This window comes from Micromonospora sp. NPDC047762, from assembly GCF_043204655.1.
Classification (GTDB): domain Bacteria; phylum Actinomycetota; class Actinomycetes; order Mycobacteriales; family Micromonosporaceae; genus Micromonospora.
Genome location: NZ_JBIDCQ010000002.1, coordinates 593,112 through 607,170, shown reverse-complemented (window position 1 = coordinate 607,170; position 14,059 = coordinate 593,112). Strand labels below are relative to the sequence as shown.

Annotated in this window: 12 protein-coding genes; 6 read left to right on the top strand and 6 right to left on the bottom strand. The window is 70.7% G+C overall.

What is annotated here, in order from left to right:
- Positions 1 to 69 precede the first annotated feature (69 nt).
- Together ACGF3C_RS08405 and guaB are read right to left on the bottom strand one after the other, a co-directional pair.
- On the bottom strand, positions 70 to 1,188 hold the full coding sequence (locus tag ACGF3C_RS08405; RefSeq protein WP_393220015.1) for a GuaB3 family IMP dehydrogenase-related protein: 1,119 nt from the start codon (positions 1,186 to 1,188) through the stop codon (positions 70 to 72).
- A 30-nt stretch (positions 1,189 to 1,218) separates the two neighbouring features.
- Positions 1,219 to 2,781, bottom strand: a complete 1,563-nt coding sequence (gene guaB / locus ACGF3C_RS08400) for an IMP dehydrogenase (protein WP_357197765.1) — start codon at positions 2,779 to 2,781, stop codon at positions 1,219 to 1,221.
- A gap of 186 nt (positions 2,782 to 2,967) precedes the next feature.
- Here guaB and ACGF3C_RS08395 point away from each other — a divergent pair, with 186 nt between their 5' ends.
- Positions 2,968 to 3,387 (top strand): DUF5319 domain-containing protein, encoded by a 420-nt coding sequence (locus ACGF3C_RS08395; RefSeq protein ID WP_355010073.1) that lies wholly within the window; start codon positions 2,968 to 2,970, stop codon positions 3,385 to 3,387.
- A 223-nt stretch (positions 3,388 to 3,610) separates the two neighbouring features.
- Here ACGF3C_RS08395 and ACGF3C_RS08390 read toward each other — a convergent pair whose 3' ends face one another.
- A complete protein-coding gene (locus tag ACGF3C_RS08390; RefSeq protein WP_355010074.1) occupies positions 3,611 to 4,426 on the bottom strand; it encodes a response regulator transcription factor in 816 nt (271 codons plus the stop codon).
- 253 nt (positions 4,427 to 4,679) lie between these two features.
- Between ACGF3C_RS08390 and ACGF3C_RS08385 the strand changes: the two genes are divergently transcribed.
- Together ACGF3C_RS08385 and ACGF3C_RS08380 are read left to right on the top strand one after the other, a co-directional pair.
- Positions 4,680 to 5,063 (top strand): WhiB family transcriptional regulator, encoded by a 384-nt coding sequence (locus tag ACGF3C_RS08385; RefSeq protein ID WP_355010075.1) that lies wholly within the window; start codon positions 4,680 to 4,682, stop codon positions 5,061 to 5,063.
- Positions 5,064 to 5,841: 778 nt separating this feature from the next.
- Positions 5,842 to 6,402 carry a hypothetical protein gene (locus tag ACGF3C_RS08380; RefSeq protein WP_393220009.1) on the top strand — a complete coding sequence of 187 codons (561 nt, stop codon included), beginning with the start codon at positions 5,842 to 5,844 and terminating at the stop codon, positions 6,400 to 6,402.
- A 582-nt stretch (positions 6,403 to 6,984) separates the two neighbouring features.
- On the opposite strand, the gene ACGF3C_RS08375 is transcribed toward ACGF3C_RS08380, so the two are convergent.
- From ACGF3C_RS08375 to groES, 3 genes are all read right to left on the bottom strand, one after another.
- Positions 6,985 to 8,610 (bottom strand): molybdopterin-dependent oxidoreductase, encoded by a 1,626-nt coding sequence (locus ACGF3C_RS08375; protein WP_393220006.1) that lies wholly within the window; start codon positions 8,608 to 8,610, stop codon positions 6,985 to 6,987.
- Between the two features lie 134 nt (positions 8,611 to 8,744).
- The gene (gene groL / locus ACGF3C_RS08370) at positions 8,745 to 10,379 is read right to left on the bottom strand and encodes a chaperonin GroEL (protein WP_393220003.1); all 1,635 of its coding nucleotides are present in this window, start codon (positions 10,377 to 10,379) and stop codon (positions 8,745 to 8,747) included.
- 70 nt (positions 10,380 to 10,449) lie between these two features.
- The gene (gene groES / locus ACGF3C_RS08365) at positions 10,450 to 10,764 is read right to left on the bottom strand and encodes a co-chaperone GroES (protein ID WP_030330046.1); all 315 of its coding nucleotides are present in this window, start codon (positions 10,762 to 10,764) and stop codon (positions 10,450 to 10,452) included.
- 259 nt (positions 10,765 to 11,023) lie between these two features.
- On the opposite strand from groES, the gene ACGF3C_RS08360 reads away from it, so the two are divergent.
- The 3 genes from ACGF3C_RS08360 to ACGF3C_RS08350 all read left to right on the top strand — a co-directional run bounded on the left by ACGF3C_RS08360 (position 11,024) and on the right by ACGF3C_RS08350 (position 13,990).
- Entirely contained in the window at positions 11,024 to 12,220 is a 1,197-nt protein-coding gene (locus tag ACGF3C_RS08360) for a methyltransferase domain-containing protein (protein WP_393220000.1), read from the top strand.
- A 25-nt stretch (positions 12,221 to 12,245) separates the two neighbouring features.
- Positions 12,246 to 12,725, top strand: coding sequence for a Cys-tRNA(Pro) deacylase (gene ybaK, locus ACGF3C_RS08355; RefSeq protein WP_393219997.1), 480 nt, complete (start codon positions 12,246 to 12,248; stop codon positions 12,723 to 12,725).
- 179 nt (positions 12,726 to 12,904) lie between these two features.
- The gene (locus ACGF3C_RS08350; protein ID WP_357206750.1) at positions 12,905 to 13,990 is read left to right on the top strand and encodes a substrate-binding domain-containing protein; all 1,086 of its coding nucleotides are present in this window, start codon (positions 12,905 to 12,907) and stop codon (positions 13,988 to 13,990) included.
- The last annotated feature ends 69 nt before the right edge of the window (positions 13,991 to 14,059 follow it).

Genomic DNA, 14,059 nt, shown 5'->3' with positions numbered 1-14,059 from the left:
TCCCGCTGAACGCGACGAAGGCCGGCCCCGCCTGGTGCGAGGCCGGCCTTTCGGCGCCGAACGGATCGGTCAGCGGTCGAGGACCAGACCGACCTTCTGGAACTCCTTCAGGTCGCGGTAACCGCACTTGGCCATCGCCCGACGCAGCCCACCGAACAGGTTGAGCTGGCCGTCGGCCTCGTCCGCCGGCCCGAAGAGCAACTGCTCCATCGACCCGAGCGGCTCACCGGAAGCCTCGAAGGCACCCCGGGGCAGCGACGGGTGACTCGCCGCCGAGTGCCACCAGGCACCACCGGCAGGGGCCTCGTCGCAGAGCGACAGCGGCTCACCGAGCATCACCGCGTCCGCGCCGCAGCCGAGCGCCTTGGCGATGTCGCCCGAGGTCTGGATGTCACCGTCGGCGATCAGGTGCACGTACCGGCCACCGGTCTCGTCCAGGTAGTCGCGGCGGGCCGCCGCGGCGTCGGCGATCGCGGTGGCCATCGGCACCCGAATGCCCAGCACCGACTCGGTGGTCGACCACTCGTCGCCCCCGATGCCCACGATCACGCCGGCCGCGCCGGTGCGCATCAGGTGCAGCGCCGTCTTGTAGTCGGTGCAACCACCGACGATCACCGGCAGGTCGAGGTCGGCGATGAACTCCTTGAGGTTCAGCGGCTCATCGGTGGTCGACACGTGCTCGGCCGAGACGATGGTGCCCTGGATGACGAGGATGTCCACCCCGGCGTCCAGGATCACCGGCGCCAGCGCGAGGGTGTGCTGCGGGGAGACCCGCACCGCCACGGTGCCGCCACCGGCGCGCAGCTCGCGGACCCGCTCGGCGATCAGGTCCGGGCGGATCGGCTCGGCGTACACCTCCTGGAGCCGCTTGGTGGCGCGGGCCTCCTCGTCGAGGCCGGCCAGCTCGTCCAGCACCTTGGTCGGGTTCTCGTAGCGGGTCCAGAGCCCCTCGACGTTGAGCACGCCGAGGCCGCCGAGCTGGCCGAGCCGCACCGCGGAGGCCGGGCTCATGGTGGCGTCGGAGGGGTGGCCGACGCACGGAATGCCGAACGGGTACGCGTCGAGCTGCCACGACGTCGAGACGTCGTCGACGTCCCGGGTACGACGGCTCGGCACGATGGCGATGTCGTCCAGGTGGTAGCCGCGCTGCGCGGTCTTGCCCAGCCCGATCTCGACCACGTCACGCATGGGGGACTCCAGGTGGTTGGGGGTGTTGGATCAGCGGGTGTGGTAGTTGGGCGCCTCGACGGTCATCTGGATGTCGTGCGGGTGGCTCTCCTTCAGACCAGCCGCGGTGATCCGGATGAGCTGGCCCCGGCGGTGCAGATCGGGGATGTTCTCCGCACCGGCGTACCCCATCGCCAGCCGCAGCCCGCCGACCAGCTGGTGGGCGACCCGGGACAGCGGCCCCCGGTAGGGCACCTGGCCCTCCACGCCCTCGGGAACCAGCTTGTCGTCGCTGAGCACGTCCTGCTGGAAGTAACGGTCCTTGCTGTACGACTTGGCCTGACCCCGGGACTGCATCGCGCCGAGCGACCCCATCCCGCGGTACGTCTTGAACTGCTTACCGTTGACGAAGATCAGCTCGCCGGGGCTCTCCTCGCAACCGGCCAGCAGGCTGCCGAGCATCACCGTGTCCGCGCCGGCCACCAGGGCCTTGGCGATGTCGCCGGAATACTGGATGCCGCCGTCGCCGATCACCGGCACACCGGCCGGGCGGGCGGCCCGGGCCGCCTCCATGATCGCGGTCACCTGCGGCACGCCGACCCCGGCGACGATGCGGGTGGTGCAGATCGCGCCCGGCCCCACGCCCACCTTGACGCCGTCGGCGCCGGCGTCGACAAGCGCCTTCGCACCCGCGTACGTGGCCACGTTGCCGCCCATGATGTCAACCGTCACGTCGGCCTTCAGCCGGCGGACCATGTCCAGCACGGCCCGCTGGTGACCGTGCGCGGTGTCCACGATCAGCACGTCGACGCCCGCGTCGACAAGTGCACGGGCCCGCTTGTACGCGTCCTCGCCCACACCGATGGCGGCGGCGACCCGCAGCCGGCCGGCGTCGTCCTTGCTGGCGTCCGGGTACTGCTCGCTCTTGGTGAAGTCCTTGACGGTGATCAGGCCACGCAGCCGGCCCGAGTCGTCGACGATCGGCAGCTTCTCGACCTTGTGCTGACGCAGCAGCGCCAGTGCCTCGTCCTTGCTCACCCCGACCCGCGCGGTGACCAGCGGGGTGTGGGTCATGATCTCGCGAACCGGAGTGTTCGGCTCGGAGACGAAACGCATGTCCCGGTTGGTGACGATGCCGACCAGCTGGCCGTCGCCGTCCACCACCGGAACACCGGAGATGCGGTAACGCCCGCACAGCTCGTCGACCTCGCGCAGCGTGTCGTCCGGGCTCGCGGTCACCGGGTTGGTGATCATGCCGGACTCCGAGCGCTTCACCAGGTCGACCTGGTGTGCCTGGTCCTCCAGCGAGAGGTTGCGGTGCAACACGCCGATGCCGCCCTGGCGGGCCATGGCGATCGCCATCCGGGCCTCGGTCACCGTGTCCATCGCGCTGGACAGCAGCGGAATGGACAACTCGATGTTGCGGGTGAGCTTCGTCCGGGTATTCACACGGCTGGGCACCACGTCCGACTCGCCCGGCTGAAGCAGCACGTCATCGAAGGTGAGGCCGAGCGGAACCACCCGGGCGGAGCCGGCCGGCAGCTCGGGCAGGTGGCCGCCCAGGTCGGCGTGCTCGCCGCCGGCCGGAAGATCGGTGCTGGGCGAATTTTCCACGATTGCTCCCCTGAGCTGCTCGGATGGGCTTCAGCGAGGTGGCGCGGGCGGGCACCGGAGCGCACCACGAAGCCGGCACGTCGCTTCATCGTACCCAGTGAGCTGGGCGACCCGTCCGTGGCAGGCCGGGCCGGCGCGGAGACCGGGGGGCGGACGTTCGCGCCGCGTTGGGTCTACGGTGAGGGGGTGCACGACGAGCCCATCGACCCGTTCAACGGCGACCCGGCCGATCCGACTGCGGGTCTGGATGACCCGGGCGATGACGCGACGCCGGATCCGCTGACCGACGTCGAGCGGCAGGATGTGCTGGAAGACCTCGCTGACCTGGAGATCTACCAGGCCCTGCTGGCCCCGATCGGGGTTCGCGGGCTCGTGATCGAATGCGAGGACTGTCGCGAACCGCACTACTTCGACTGGGACCTGCTCCGCGGCAACCTGCGGCACCTGCTCAACTCGGGTCGGCCCCGGGTGCACGAACCCGCCTACGACCCCGACCCGGACCACTACGTGACCTGGGACTACGCCCGGGGGTACGCGGACGGGGTGCACGACACCCTGTCCGAGGGCACCGAGGACGAGCCGGACACCCCGACCGCCACCAAGTAGCCCCGCCGGGCGGCTGCGCGGCGTACCCCTGCTGTCGCTTGGGCTGCCTCCCGCCGACCCGCCGGATGCTCCGCTGCCGCGTGGCGTGCCCCGACTGCGCGGCGTGCCGTGCGGCGTGCCCCGAACTGCATGGCGTGCCGTGCGGCGTGCTCGCTTTTGCGCGGCGTGCCGTGCGGCGTGCTCGCTTTTGCGCGGCGTGCCGTGCGGCGGCGTTGCCCGGGTGTCAGGCCACCAGACCGGCGCGGAAGCCCGCCGCCACCGCGTGCGCCCGGTCCCGGGCGCCAAGCTTGCGGAACAGCCGGCGGGCGTGCGTCTTGACGGTGTCCTCCGAGACGAACAGTTCCCGGCCGATCTCCGCGTTGCTCTTGCCCTCGGCCATGCCCAGCAGCACCTGAAGCTCACGCTCGGTGAGGCCGATCGACGCCCGACTGGGTCGGGCGTTCGGGGCGGGACGGCCCGGGTCGGTCTGCGCCGGCGACTCGCCGGTCCCCGCCTCCGCCTCGTCGTCGCCCCGCTGTACCGGCACCGACGCCACCCCGGCCGGCCCGTCGGCTGCTGTGGCCGTCCAGCCGGGCTCGCCGGAACCGCGCGGCGACGGCCCGGAGCGGCCGGAACCACCCACCGCCGCCGCGTCGCGGGCCGGATCGGTGATCCGCTGCCGGGAGGCTCGGCCAGGCGCGGTGAGCAGCAGGAGCGCCTTCGCCACCGCGCTGGTCAGATCATGATCGACATTCTGGATGAGCCCTCGGGCGCCGGCGCTGATGGTGGCCGCCGCGGCCTCGGACTCCTCGGTGCCGAGCAGCAGCACCGCCGCCTGCGGCGCACGCGCCAACACCCGGCGGACAAAGCCGGCGCTGTCCGGCCGGGTGAGGGCCGTGTCGGCCAGCACCACGTCGGCCGGTCGCTCGGCCAGCCGCAGCATCACCTCGGGATCAGAGACGGCGGTACGAACGATCGCGGACAACCCCAGCCGCGCGGCAGCAGAAGTAAGGTGCTGGGCCGCGAGTGGTGTCCGAACGCACACAAGAACGGTACGCACTGTGGTCTCCTCTCCGCCAACGAGCAGACCATGACGCGGTCGGCTGGGGAGGGGGTTCCCGGCAATCCTTCGAACTTTTCCGACAGATGGGGCAAAAGCCGCAATTTCTCGGACGTTTTCGATCACACACGTGTGAGTTGACGACAGCCCGGGTACCGGGAGATCCAGGCCGGGAACGGTGCGCCTGCGCGGCCCGCCGCCCGGATGCCGGCCATAAGGATTCTCGCGGAGCCGCGCGGGAGGAGGGGTGCTGATGTCGAACGTACGTAGACTGCCCGGACCCATCGTCGATCTCTGGGACTGGCAGCGACTCGGTGCCTGCCGAGGGCGCGACAGCGCCCAGTTCTTCCACCCCGACGGTGAGCGTGGTTCTTCCCGGCTGCGTCGCGAGTCCACTGCCAAGTCGGTCTGCCGCGCCTGCCCGGTACGCGCCGAGTGCGCCGCTCACGCCCTGTCGGTACGAGAGCCTTACGGCGTGTGGGGCGGCTTCAGCGAGTCGGAGCGCCTGCGACTGCTCGCCGTCGGCTGGGAGGACCTGGCAGACCGCCGGCACGCCCGGGTCGACGTCGCACGGCTGGAGGCCCGCCTGGGTCGCCCGCACAAGTCGACCGTCCCGGCCCAACGCAACGTCGCCTGACCAGGCACACGTCCCCGACATCCGCGAACCGCGCCTCCGTCCCGGAGGCGCGGTTCGCGCGTTTCAGGCGGTTTCCGCGGTTTCGCGTGGTCAGGGTCTCTCCCTGCCCCTGCGCCCTGCCATCGCGGCTGCGGCAGGGGTTCGGAGTGAGCGGCCGTGCTGATCAACACGGGTTCCTTGATGTCGGGGCATCCTGCCCAGCTGGACACCGCGTTTTCGACGATGCCGAGTGGATCAAGCGGAGTGCGCGGCCCGAAGGGCTAGCCGAGACGGCCAGCCTGGGAGGTTTGCCCGGTCCGGGGCATTCGGGCTTGACGCGGGCCGTGGGCTTCTGCGAGTTATGCGATCTCCGTCCCGTGACGGGGCACACTCGTGGGGCGGAATCATGGCCGGGCCGGGGTCGTTACATACCCTGACGATCGCAGTACCACCGACCAGCCGCCTGACCCTCAGGGGTGTGGGATGCAGGTCGCGCAGGTTGGAATGCCGACCTCCGCCCGGTCGTTACAGTCCCCACGAACGACCGAACGGGCACCGCCTCAATGAGGGTGCCGATGGATGGGCCGACCCCGGAATCACCCCGGCCCCCCGGTCGTTACACAGACCCGGCGCCACGAGCCCCCGCTCGGCAGGTCGCCGACCCTGACGCCCGACCAGGCGTCACCCCCCCAGACTTTTCCCCCTTTGTGAAGTGCAGCGCCGGACGAGGTGCTCACACCCTCACCGCCGTCCCCCCCTTTGACGGTGCGGGTGTCCTACCCCCGAAGGAGCTACCCCCATGAACACCATCATTCGTAAGAGCATGCTGTCCGTTGCTGGTCTCGCGTTCGCCGGTGGTGTGTTCGCCGGTCCGATCGCCGCCCACGCCAACCCGGTCGACGCCAAGCCCGTCGCCGTGGCCGTGCAGTCGTCGGCGCCGAAGCCGCAGGGCGACCAGTCCCGGATCACCCTCAACGACGAGCAGACCGCCAACGTGAAGGCGATCATCGCCGCCACGAAGAAGGCCGGCCTGCCCGAGCGGGCCGCGGTCATCTCGATCGCGACGAGCCTGCAGGAGTCCAAGCTGGAGAACCTCGGCCACCTCGGCGACAAGAATGACCACGACTCGCTGGGCCTGTTCCAGCAGCGCCCGACCAGCGGTTGGGGCACACCCGAGCAGATCACCAACCCCGAGTACTCCACCACCGCGTTCCTCAAGGGCCTCAAGCAGGTCGACGGGTGGCAGGACATGCCCCTGACCGACGCCGCGCAGACCGTGCAGGTCTCGGCCTACCCGGACGCCTACGCCCAGTGGGAGCAGCAGGCCACCGACCTGGTCGCCCAGCACTGGAACAGCTGACCCGCACCACCGCACGGCAACAGCACACCGACCGCTGGCCGGCACCCGCAACACCGGGGTGCCGGCCAGCGGCCTTCCTGCTGCCACCGATCGCCGACCGCCACCGTCAGCGGCCGCCGACCACCGCCCTGCGGCCGCTGACGCTGACCGCCGTTCCCAAACCACCGGCCCCCGGCGATGGGTGCAGCCGCTGGGAGCGCCGGCCGCAGGCGGCTGCCGCTGAAGAAGCCGCCGCAGGCGGCTGAGGAAGCCCGGTCGTGGGCCGGGGCCGGAGAGTGCCGAACTGGCCCCAACGGAGACAACTGACGTCGACCAACCGACTTGGCCCCGCAGATCTTGGACACTTTCCGTTCGGTGCTGACGGAAACTGTCCAAGATCTGCACGCGCTTCCGGATATGACCGGTCAGTCAGCGGGCCCGCCGGCCCATGGGCAGTCTCGGGAGCCGGCAGGCAGCCGCGGACACAGCCCACCAACCCGCAGGCCAGAACACGGACGCAGCCCGCCGACCGCACAGCACACGCCGCCAACACAGCCCGCCGATTCGGTGGCGCACCCGCGCGGGCGACGTCGTGCCAGGGGGTCAGCGGACGGTGACGGTGACCGTGTGCCAGCCGGTGGCACCATCCGGGACGACGTCCTGCGTACGTTCGGTCTGGGTTTCGCCTGTCGCGTCGGTCGCGCGGACCTGGAGTCGGTGCTCGCCAGGTGTGGCGTCCCAGCGCCAGGACCATTGCACCCAGGTGTCCACCGACACGGTGGGGGCCAGCGCGGCTTCCTGCCACGGGCCGTCGTCGACGCGTACCTCGACTCGGCGGATGCCCCGGTGCTGCGCCCAGGCCACCCCGGCGACGGTCACCGGGCCGGCGGTCAGCCGGTTACGTCCCCTGGGCGTGTCGATCCGGGACTGGGTCTTGATCGGCCCCTGGGGGGACCAGCCGCGCGGCACCCAGTACGCGTCGAAGTCGGCGAACCGGGTCAGCTCCAGTTCGGTCACCCATTTGCAGGCCGACACGTAGCCGTAGAGGCCCGGCACCACCACTCGGACCGGGAAGCCGTGCTCGACCGGCAGTGGCTCGCCGTTCATCCCGACGGCCAGCAGCGCGTCCCGTCCGTCGCGCAGCGCGGCGGTGGGGGTGCCGCAGGTCCAGCCGTCGACCGACCGGCCGACGACCTGGTCGGCGTCGTCGTCCGGCTCGACCTCGTCCAGCAGTTCCCGCAGGGGTACGCCGAGCCACAGGGCATTGCCGATCAGGTCCCCGCCCACCTCGTTGGAGACGCAGGCCAACGTGACGTACCGCTCGACCAGTGGTCGGGCCAGCAGATCCGCGTAGCTGTAGGTGCGTTCCCTGCCGACCCGTCCGTGGATCCGCAGCCGCCAGGTGTCCGGGTCGACCTGGGGCACCACCAGCGCGGTGTCGATCCGGTAGAACCCGAAGTTCGGGGTGACGTACGGCGCGAGCTGCGTCAGTGAGAGGTCCGCGCCCGCCGGTACGGCCGGCGCGGGGGCGACCGGCGCGGGCAGGCGGATCGCGTCGCGGGCTGCGGACACGCCGCGCCGCCCTGCCAGCCACCGCCCACCGAGGCCGGCCACCACGGCCGTGCCTAGCAGCACTCCGCTGCCGGTGAGGAACCGTCGCCGCGACTCCGGGTCCACTTCGGCAGGCCCGACCGCTTCGACCGCCGTCGTCGGCCCGGCGGGAGTCACCGGCACCGGCCCTGCCGGGGACACCGGAGCAGCGGGCGGCGTGGGTGGTGACCAGGACCAGGGGTCCAGCTCGAACGGTCCGCCGATGAACAGCCAGAGCACCAGGGCACCGAGACCGGCGCCGACCAGGGATGGCAGCGCGTCGGCGAGGTCAGCACCGGAGCGGGTCAACGCGGCTGCCACGCCGATGGCGCCGAACGCGGCGATGCCGGCCAGGCCGAACGCCAGTCGGCGGACCGCCAGTACGCCGAAGACGGCGGCGAAGCCTCCCAGCAACACGGCCGTGCCGACCAGCAGCGCGATCTTGTCGGCGGTGCCGAAGAGGTCGATGGCGAGTTGCTTCAGCGATTCGGGGACGGCGTCGACGACGACCCCGCCGACCGCGACCAGGGGCGCCGACCGGGGACCGGTCAACACCGCGACCGGTTCGGCGATCCCGATCGCGACGGCGGCGGCGGTGATTCCGGCCAACGCGGCGTACCGCCGTGACGTGGTGCTCATCGGCCCAGTGTGCGCGATCATCTCGCCCGGTCGCCAACAACGTCAGCGTTCGGTAATGACCTGGCAGCCCGCAGGCACGAGCCGGGGCGCACCGCCTGACGGCGGTGCGCCCCGGAACGGGTGTCGCTACCGGATCAGAAGCCCGGGCCGTGCTGGTGGCCGTGGCCGTGCCCGCCGGCGGCGGCCGGCTCGGCCTGCTCCGGCTTGTCCACCACGAGGCTCTCCGTGGTGAGCAGCAGACCGGCGATCGAGGCGGCGTTGGTGACCGCGTTGCGGGTCACCTTCACCGGGTCGATGATGCCGGCCTTGACCAGGTCGACGTACTCGCCCTTGGCGGCGTCGAGGCCGTTGCCCCACGTGAGGTCGGCGACCTTCTGCGTCACGACGTAGCCGTCGTGACCGGCGTTCTGGGCGATCCAGCGCAGCGGCTCGACGAGCGCCTTGCGCACGACCGAGACGCCAACCTTCTCGTCACCGGTGAAGCCCAGGTCGTCGTCGAGCACCGAGAGGATCTGCACCAGGGCGGCGCCGCCGCCGGGCACGGTGCCCTCCTCGACCGCAGCCTTGGTCGCCGCGATGGCGTCCTCGATGCGGTGCTTGCGCTCCTTCATCTCGACCTCGGTCGCCGCGCCGGCCTTGATGACGGCGATGCCACCGGAGAGCTTCGCCAGCCGCTCGGCCAGCTTCTCCCGGTCCCAGTCGGAGTCGGAGGCCTCGATCTCCTTGCGGATCTGGGAGACCCGGTCGGTGACGTCGGCCTTCTGGCCACCGCCGTCGACGATCGTGGTGTTCTCCTTGTCGACCACGACGCGCCGGGCGGTGCCGAGCACCTCCAGGCCGACCTGGTCGAGCTTGTAGCCCAGCTCCGGGGCGACCAGCTCGGCGCCCGTGGAGATCGCGATGTCCTGGAGCATTGCCTTGCGCCGGTCACCGAAGCCGGGGGCCTTGACCGCGCAGACCTTGAGGGTCTTACGCAGCGAGTTGACCACCAGGGTGGAGAGCGCCTGGCCGTCCACGTCCTCGGCGATGATCAGCAGGGGCTTGCTGTTCTGCAGGACCTTCTCCAGCAGCGGCAGCAGCTCCTCGATCGCCGAGATCTTCTGGGTGGTGACCAGGATGTACGCGTCCTCAAGGACGGATTCCTGACCCTCCAGGTCGGTGACGAAGTTCGGCGAGATGAAGCCCTTGTCGAACTGGAGACCTTCGGTCACGTCCAGTTCGGTGGTGAGCATCGAGCCTTCCTCGACGGTGATGACACCGTCGCGGCCGACGCGCTCCATCGCCTCGGCGATCAGATCGCCGATCGTGGAGTCCTGCGCGGAGATCGTCGCCACGTTCGCGATCGACTCCTTGCTGGTGACCTCGGCGGCCTTGCCGAGCAGCGCCTCGGAGACCTTCATGGCCGCCGCGTCGATGCCCCGCTTGAGACCGGCCGGGTTGGTCCCGGCGGTCACGTTGCGCAGACCCTCGCGAACCATCGCCTGGGCCAGCACGGTCGCGGTGGTGGTGCCGTCGCCGGCGACGTCGTTGGTCTTGGTCGCCACCTCCTTGACCAGCTGCGCGCCAAGGTTCTCGTACGGGTTGGTGAGCTCGATCTCCTTGGCGATGGTCACACCATCGTTGGTGATCGTCGGCGCACCGAATTTCTTGTCCAGGACGACGTTGCGCCCGCGCGGGCCGAGGGTGACCTTGACCGCGTCCGCGAGGGCGTTGACACCGTGCTCCAGCAGGTGCCGGGCGTCGTCCGAGAAGCTCAGGATCTTCGCCATTAATGTCCCTTCGAAGCGCCATTGCCCCGGCCCGGCGAGCCGGACCGGGGCAGTGGCACTGATCGGTTGCTTACTTCTCGATGACCGCGAGGACGTCGCGGGCGGAGAGCACCAGGTACTCCTCGCCGGCGTACTTGACCTCGGTGCCGCCGTACTTCGAGTAAAGGACGGTGTCGCCGACCTGCACGTCAACCGGAACCCGGTTGCCGTTGTCGTCGACGCGCCCCGGGCCCACAGCGAGGACGGTGCCCTCCTGCGGCTTCTCCTTGGCGGTGTCGGGGATCACGATGCCCGACGCCGTGGTGGTCTCAGCCTCGTTCGCCTGGACCACGATGCGGTCCTCGAGCGGCTTGATCGCAACCTTGGTCGCGGTAGTCACGGGCATACCCTCCTGGGGTACTGGTTTCGTTGCTGGCCAGCGGGGCTGACCAGCGTCAATCTGCCTCATGCCACCGGGCGGTGCCGTCGTCGCGGGTGCCGGTCCGCCTGGCGTGCGCACCCGGGTCGCGAGACCCGGAAGCTGGCACCCTCAGGGTGAGAGTGCTAATCGCAGGTTATTCCGTGGCTAGCACTCCGTCAAGGAGAGTGCCAGCGCGTCGCGCCCCGCCAGCCAAGTTTTCCGAGTCGGACGGGACAATGGCCGGGTGGATCTCGATCAGTTGGCGGCGCTGCGTACCCCTGAGGGGTCGGCCGCGCTCACCGCGGCGGCCGACCTGGCCGGCGGTGATCCACTGGTCGCGGCGTCGGCCCTGCGCGCGACCGGGGTGCCGCCGACGTTGGCCGCGGCGGCGTTGACCCAGGCCGAGCTGCGCCACCGGGCGGTGGGCAAGTTCGGCTCGGCCGCCGCTGGGATGTTCCTCACCCGCCCCGGCCTGGAGCAGGCCACCCGCCGGGTGGTCGCCGACCGTCGAGCCGCCCGGTTGCACGCGGCCGGCGTGCGGACCCTGGCCGATCTCGGGTGCGGGCTCGGGGCCGACGCGCTGGCCGCCGCCCGCGCCGGCATCCGGGTGTACGGGGTGGAGGCTGACCCGGTGACCGCGGCGATGGCCGCCGCCAACGCCGAGGCGGCCGGCCTGGCCGAGCTCTTCACCGTCGAGTGCGGCGACGCGACCGGGTTCGACGTGGCAAGGGTCGACGGGGTCTTCTGCGACCCGGCCCGCCGCGCCACCGGCACCGGGCGGCGGATCTTCGACCCGCGCGCCTACTCGCCACCGTGGGACTTCGTCACCGGGTTGGCCGAGCGGGTGCCGCGCACCGTGGTGAAGGTCGCGCCGGGCCTGGACCACGCGCTCATCCCGGCCGGGGCGGAGGCCGAGTGGGTCGGCGTGGACGGCGACCTGGTCGAGGCCGCGCTCTGGTGCGGCGAGATGGCGGAGGTGCCCCGTCGCGCCACCCTCCACCGCCAGCGAGGCGCCGAGGCCCACAGCCACCAGCTCACCGGCTCGGGTGCCGCCGAGGCGCCGGCCGGGCCGCCGCGTCGCTACCTGTACGACCCGGACCCGGCGGTGGTGCGCGCGCACCTCGTGGCCGAACTGGCCAGCGAACTGGACGCCAACCTGGGCGATCCGAGCATCGCCTACCTCTACGCCGACCAGCCGGTCCGCACCCCGTACGCGCGCTGCCTGGAGATCACCGACGTGTTGCCGTTCTCGCTCAAGCGCCTGCGGGCGCTGCTGCGGGAGCGCCGGGTGGGCCGGGTGGAGATCCTGAAGCGGGGTTCGGCGCTCACCCCGGAGCAGCTCCGGCGGGACCTGCGGCTGGCCGGGGACGCGGCGGCGAGTCTGGTGCTCACCCGGGTCGGCGGCGCACCGACGGTGCTGATCGGCCGGCCGGTCGACTAGCGCCGTCTCGACTAGCGTCTTCGCTGTGGCGGGACAGGGCACGCCGGCAACGGCACTCTTGGTCAAGCGGGGCATCGCGCATCGCACCCATCCGTACCGGGTGGCGCCGGACGCCCCGAACTACGGCGCGTTGGTGGCGGTGGCGCTCGGCGTGGCACCGGAGCGCGTGTTCAAGACTCTGGTGACCGACGTCGACGGCGCGCTCACCGTGGCGGTCGTTCCGGTCACCGGCGAGTTGGATCTGAAGGCTCTCGCGGCTGCGGTCGGCGGCAAGCGGGCGGCGTTGGCCGACCGGGCGGTCGCCGAGCGGGCCACCGGCTACGTACGCGGTGGGATCAGCCCGCTCGGGCAGCGTCGACGGTTGCCCACCGTGCTGGACGAATCCGCGCTGGATCTCCCGACGATCTACGTCTCGGCTGGTCGGCGTGGTCTGCAACTCGAACTGGCCGCGGCGGATCTGGTGGCGCTGACCGACGCCCGTACCGCGCCGTTGCAGACCCACTGACGACAGTCGTTACGTCGACACCCCCGTGGGATACCCGCGGAGTAACAGTCGCGTTGCTGAATTGTTATCGCTCCCAACAAACTATGCACCTGCGCGGTCTTGTGGAGCCGGTGTGACCCGAAATACGTTGCCGGACACAACAAAACAACACCTCCCCCACCTCCGAAAGGACCCTGCACATGCGTAAGGGGATCCTCACCATCGCCGCCGTGGGCCTGCTCACGACCGGCGGCTTGACCGCCTGTGGCGACGACTCCGGCGACAAGGCCGCCTCCGCCAAGACCCCCAAGATCGGCGTGATCCTCCCGGACAGCAAGTCCTCGGCCCGCTGGGAGACCGCGGACCGCCGGTTCCTGGAGGAGGCGTTCAAGGCCGCCGGCGTCCAGTACGACATCCAGAACGCCCAGAACGACAAGACCGCCTTCCAGACCATCGCCGACCAGATGATCACCAGCGGCGTGACCGCTCTGATGATCGTCAACCTGGACTCCGGCACCGGCAAGGCAGTGCTCGACAAGGCCAAGTCGCAGGGCGTCGCCACCATCGACTACGACCGGCTCACCCTCGGCGGCTCCGCCCAGTACTACGTCAGCTTCGACAACGAGACCGTCGGCAAGCTCCAGGGCGAGGGTCTGTCGAAGTGCCTGACCGAGAAGGGCGCCAAGAACCCCGTCGTGGCGTACCTGAACGGCTCCCCCACCGACAACAACGCCACCCTGTTCAAGGCCGGCTACGACTCGGTACTCAAGCCGAAGTTCGACTCCAAGGAATACGTCAAGGGCCCTGAGGACGCGGTGCCGGCGTGGGACAACGCGCAGGCCGCGACGATCTTCGAGCAGCAGCTCACCACGGCCAACGGCAAGATCGACGGCGTGCTGGCCGCCAACGACGGTCTCGGCAACGCGGCCATCTCGATCCTGAAGAAGAACAAGCTCAACGGCAAGGTGCCGGTGACCGGGCAGGACGCCAGCACCGAGGGCCTGCAGAACATCCTCGCCGGTGACCAGTGCATGACCGTCTACAAGGCAGTCCGGGAAGAGGCCAAGGCCGCCTCCGACCTGGCCATCGCCCTCGCCAAGGGTGAGAAGAAGGACACCGGCCAGACGGTCAAGGACGGTGACCGGGACGTGCCCTCGGTGCTGCTCACCCCGAAGGCCATCTACAAGGAGAGCGTCAAGGACGTCATCGCCGACGGCTACGTGACCAAGGAAGAGGTCTGCACCGCGGCGTACACCAAGTTCTGCGCCGAAGCCGGCATCAGCTGACCGACGCCGCAGTACCCGCCGGAACGACCATCGCCGCCCGGCACGGGAGCACCCCTCCCGTGCCGGGCG

Coding starts and splice junctions, on each gene's coding strand:
- ACGF3C_RS08375 (WP_393220006.1), bottom strand. CDS start 8,610: ATGAGCACCACGTCACGGCGGTACGCCGCGTTGGCCGGAATCACCGCC.
- ACGF3C_RS08385 (WP_355010075.1), top strand. CDS start 4,680: ATGTCGAACGTACGTAGACTGCCCGGACCCATCGTCGATCTCTGGGAC.
- groES (WP_030330046.1), bottom strand. CDS start 10,764: ATGCCCGTGACTACCGCGACCAAGGTTGCGATCAAGCCGCTCGAGGAC.
- ACGF3C_RS08405 (WP_393220015.1), bottom strand. CDS start 1,188: ATGCGTGACGTGGTCGAGATCGGGCTGGGCAAGACCGCGCAGCGCGGC.
- ACGF3C_RS08350 (WP_357206750.1), top strand. CDS start 12,905: ATGCGTAAGGGGATCCTCACCATCGCCGCCGTGGGCCTGCTCACGACC.
- groL (WP_393220003.1), bottom strand. CDS start 10,379: ATGGCGAAGATCCTGAGCTTCTCGGACGACGCCCGGCACCTGCTGGAG.
- ACGF3C_RS08380 (WP_393220009.1), top strand. CDS start 5,842: ATGAACACCATCATTCGTAAGAGCATGCTGTCCGTTGCTGGTCTCGCG.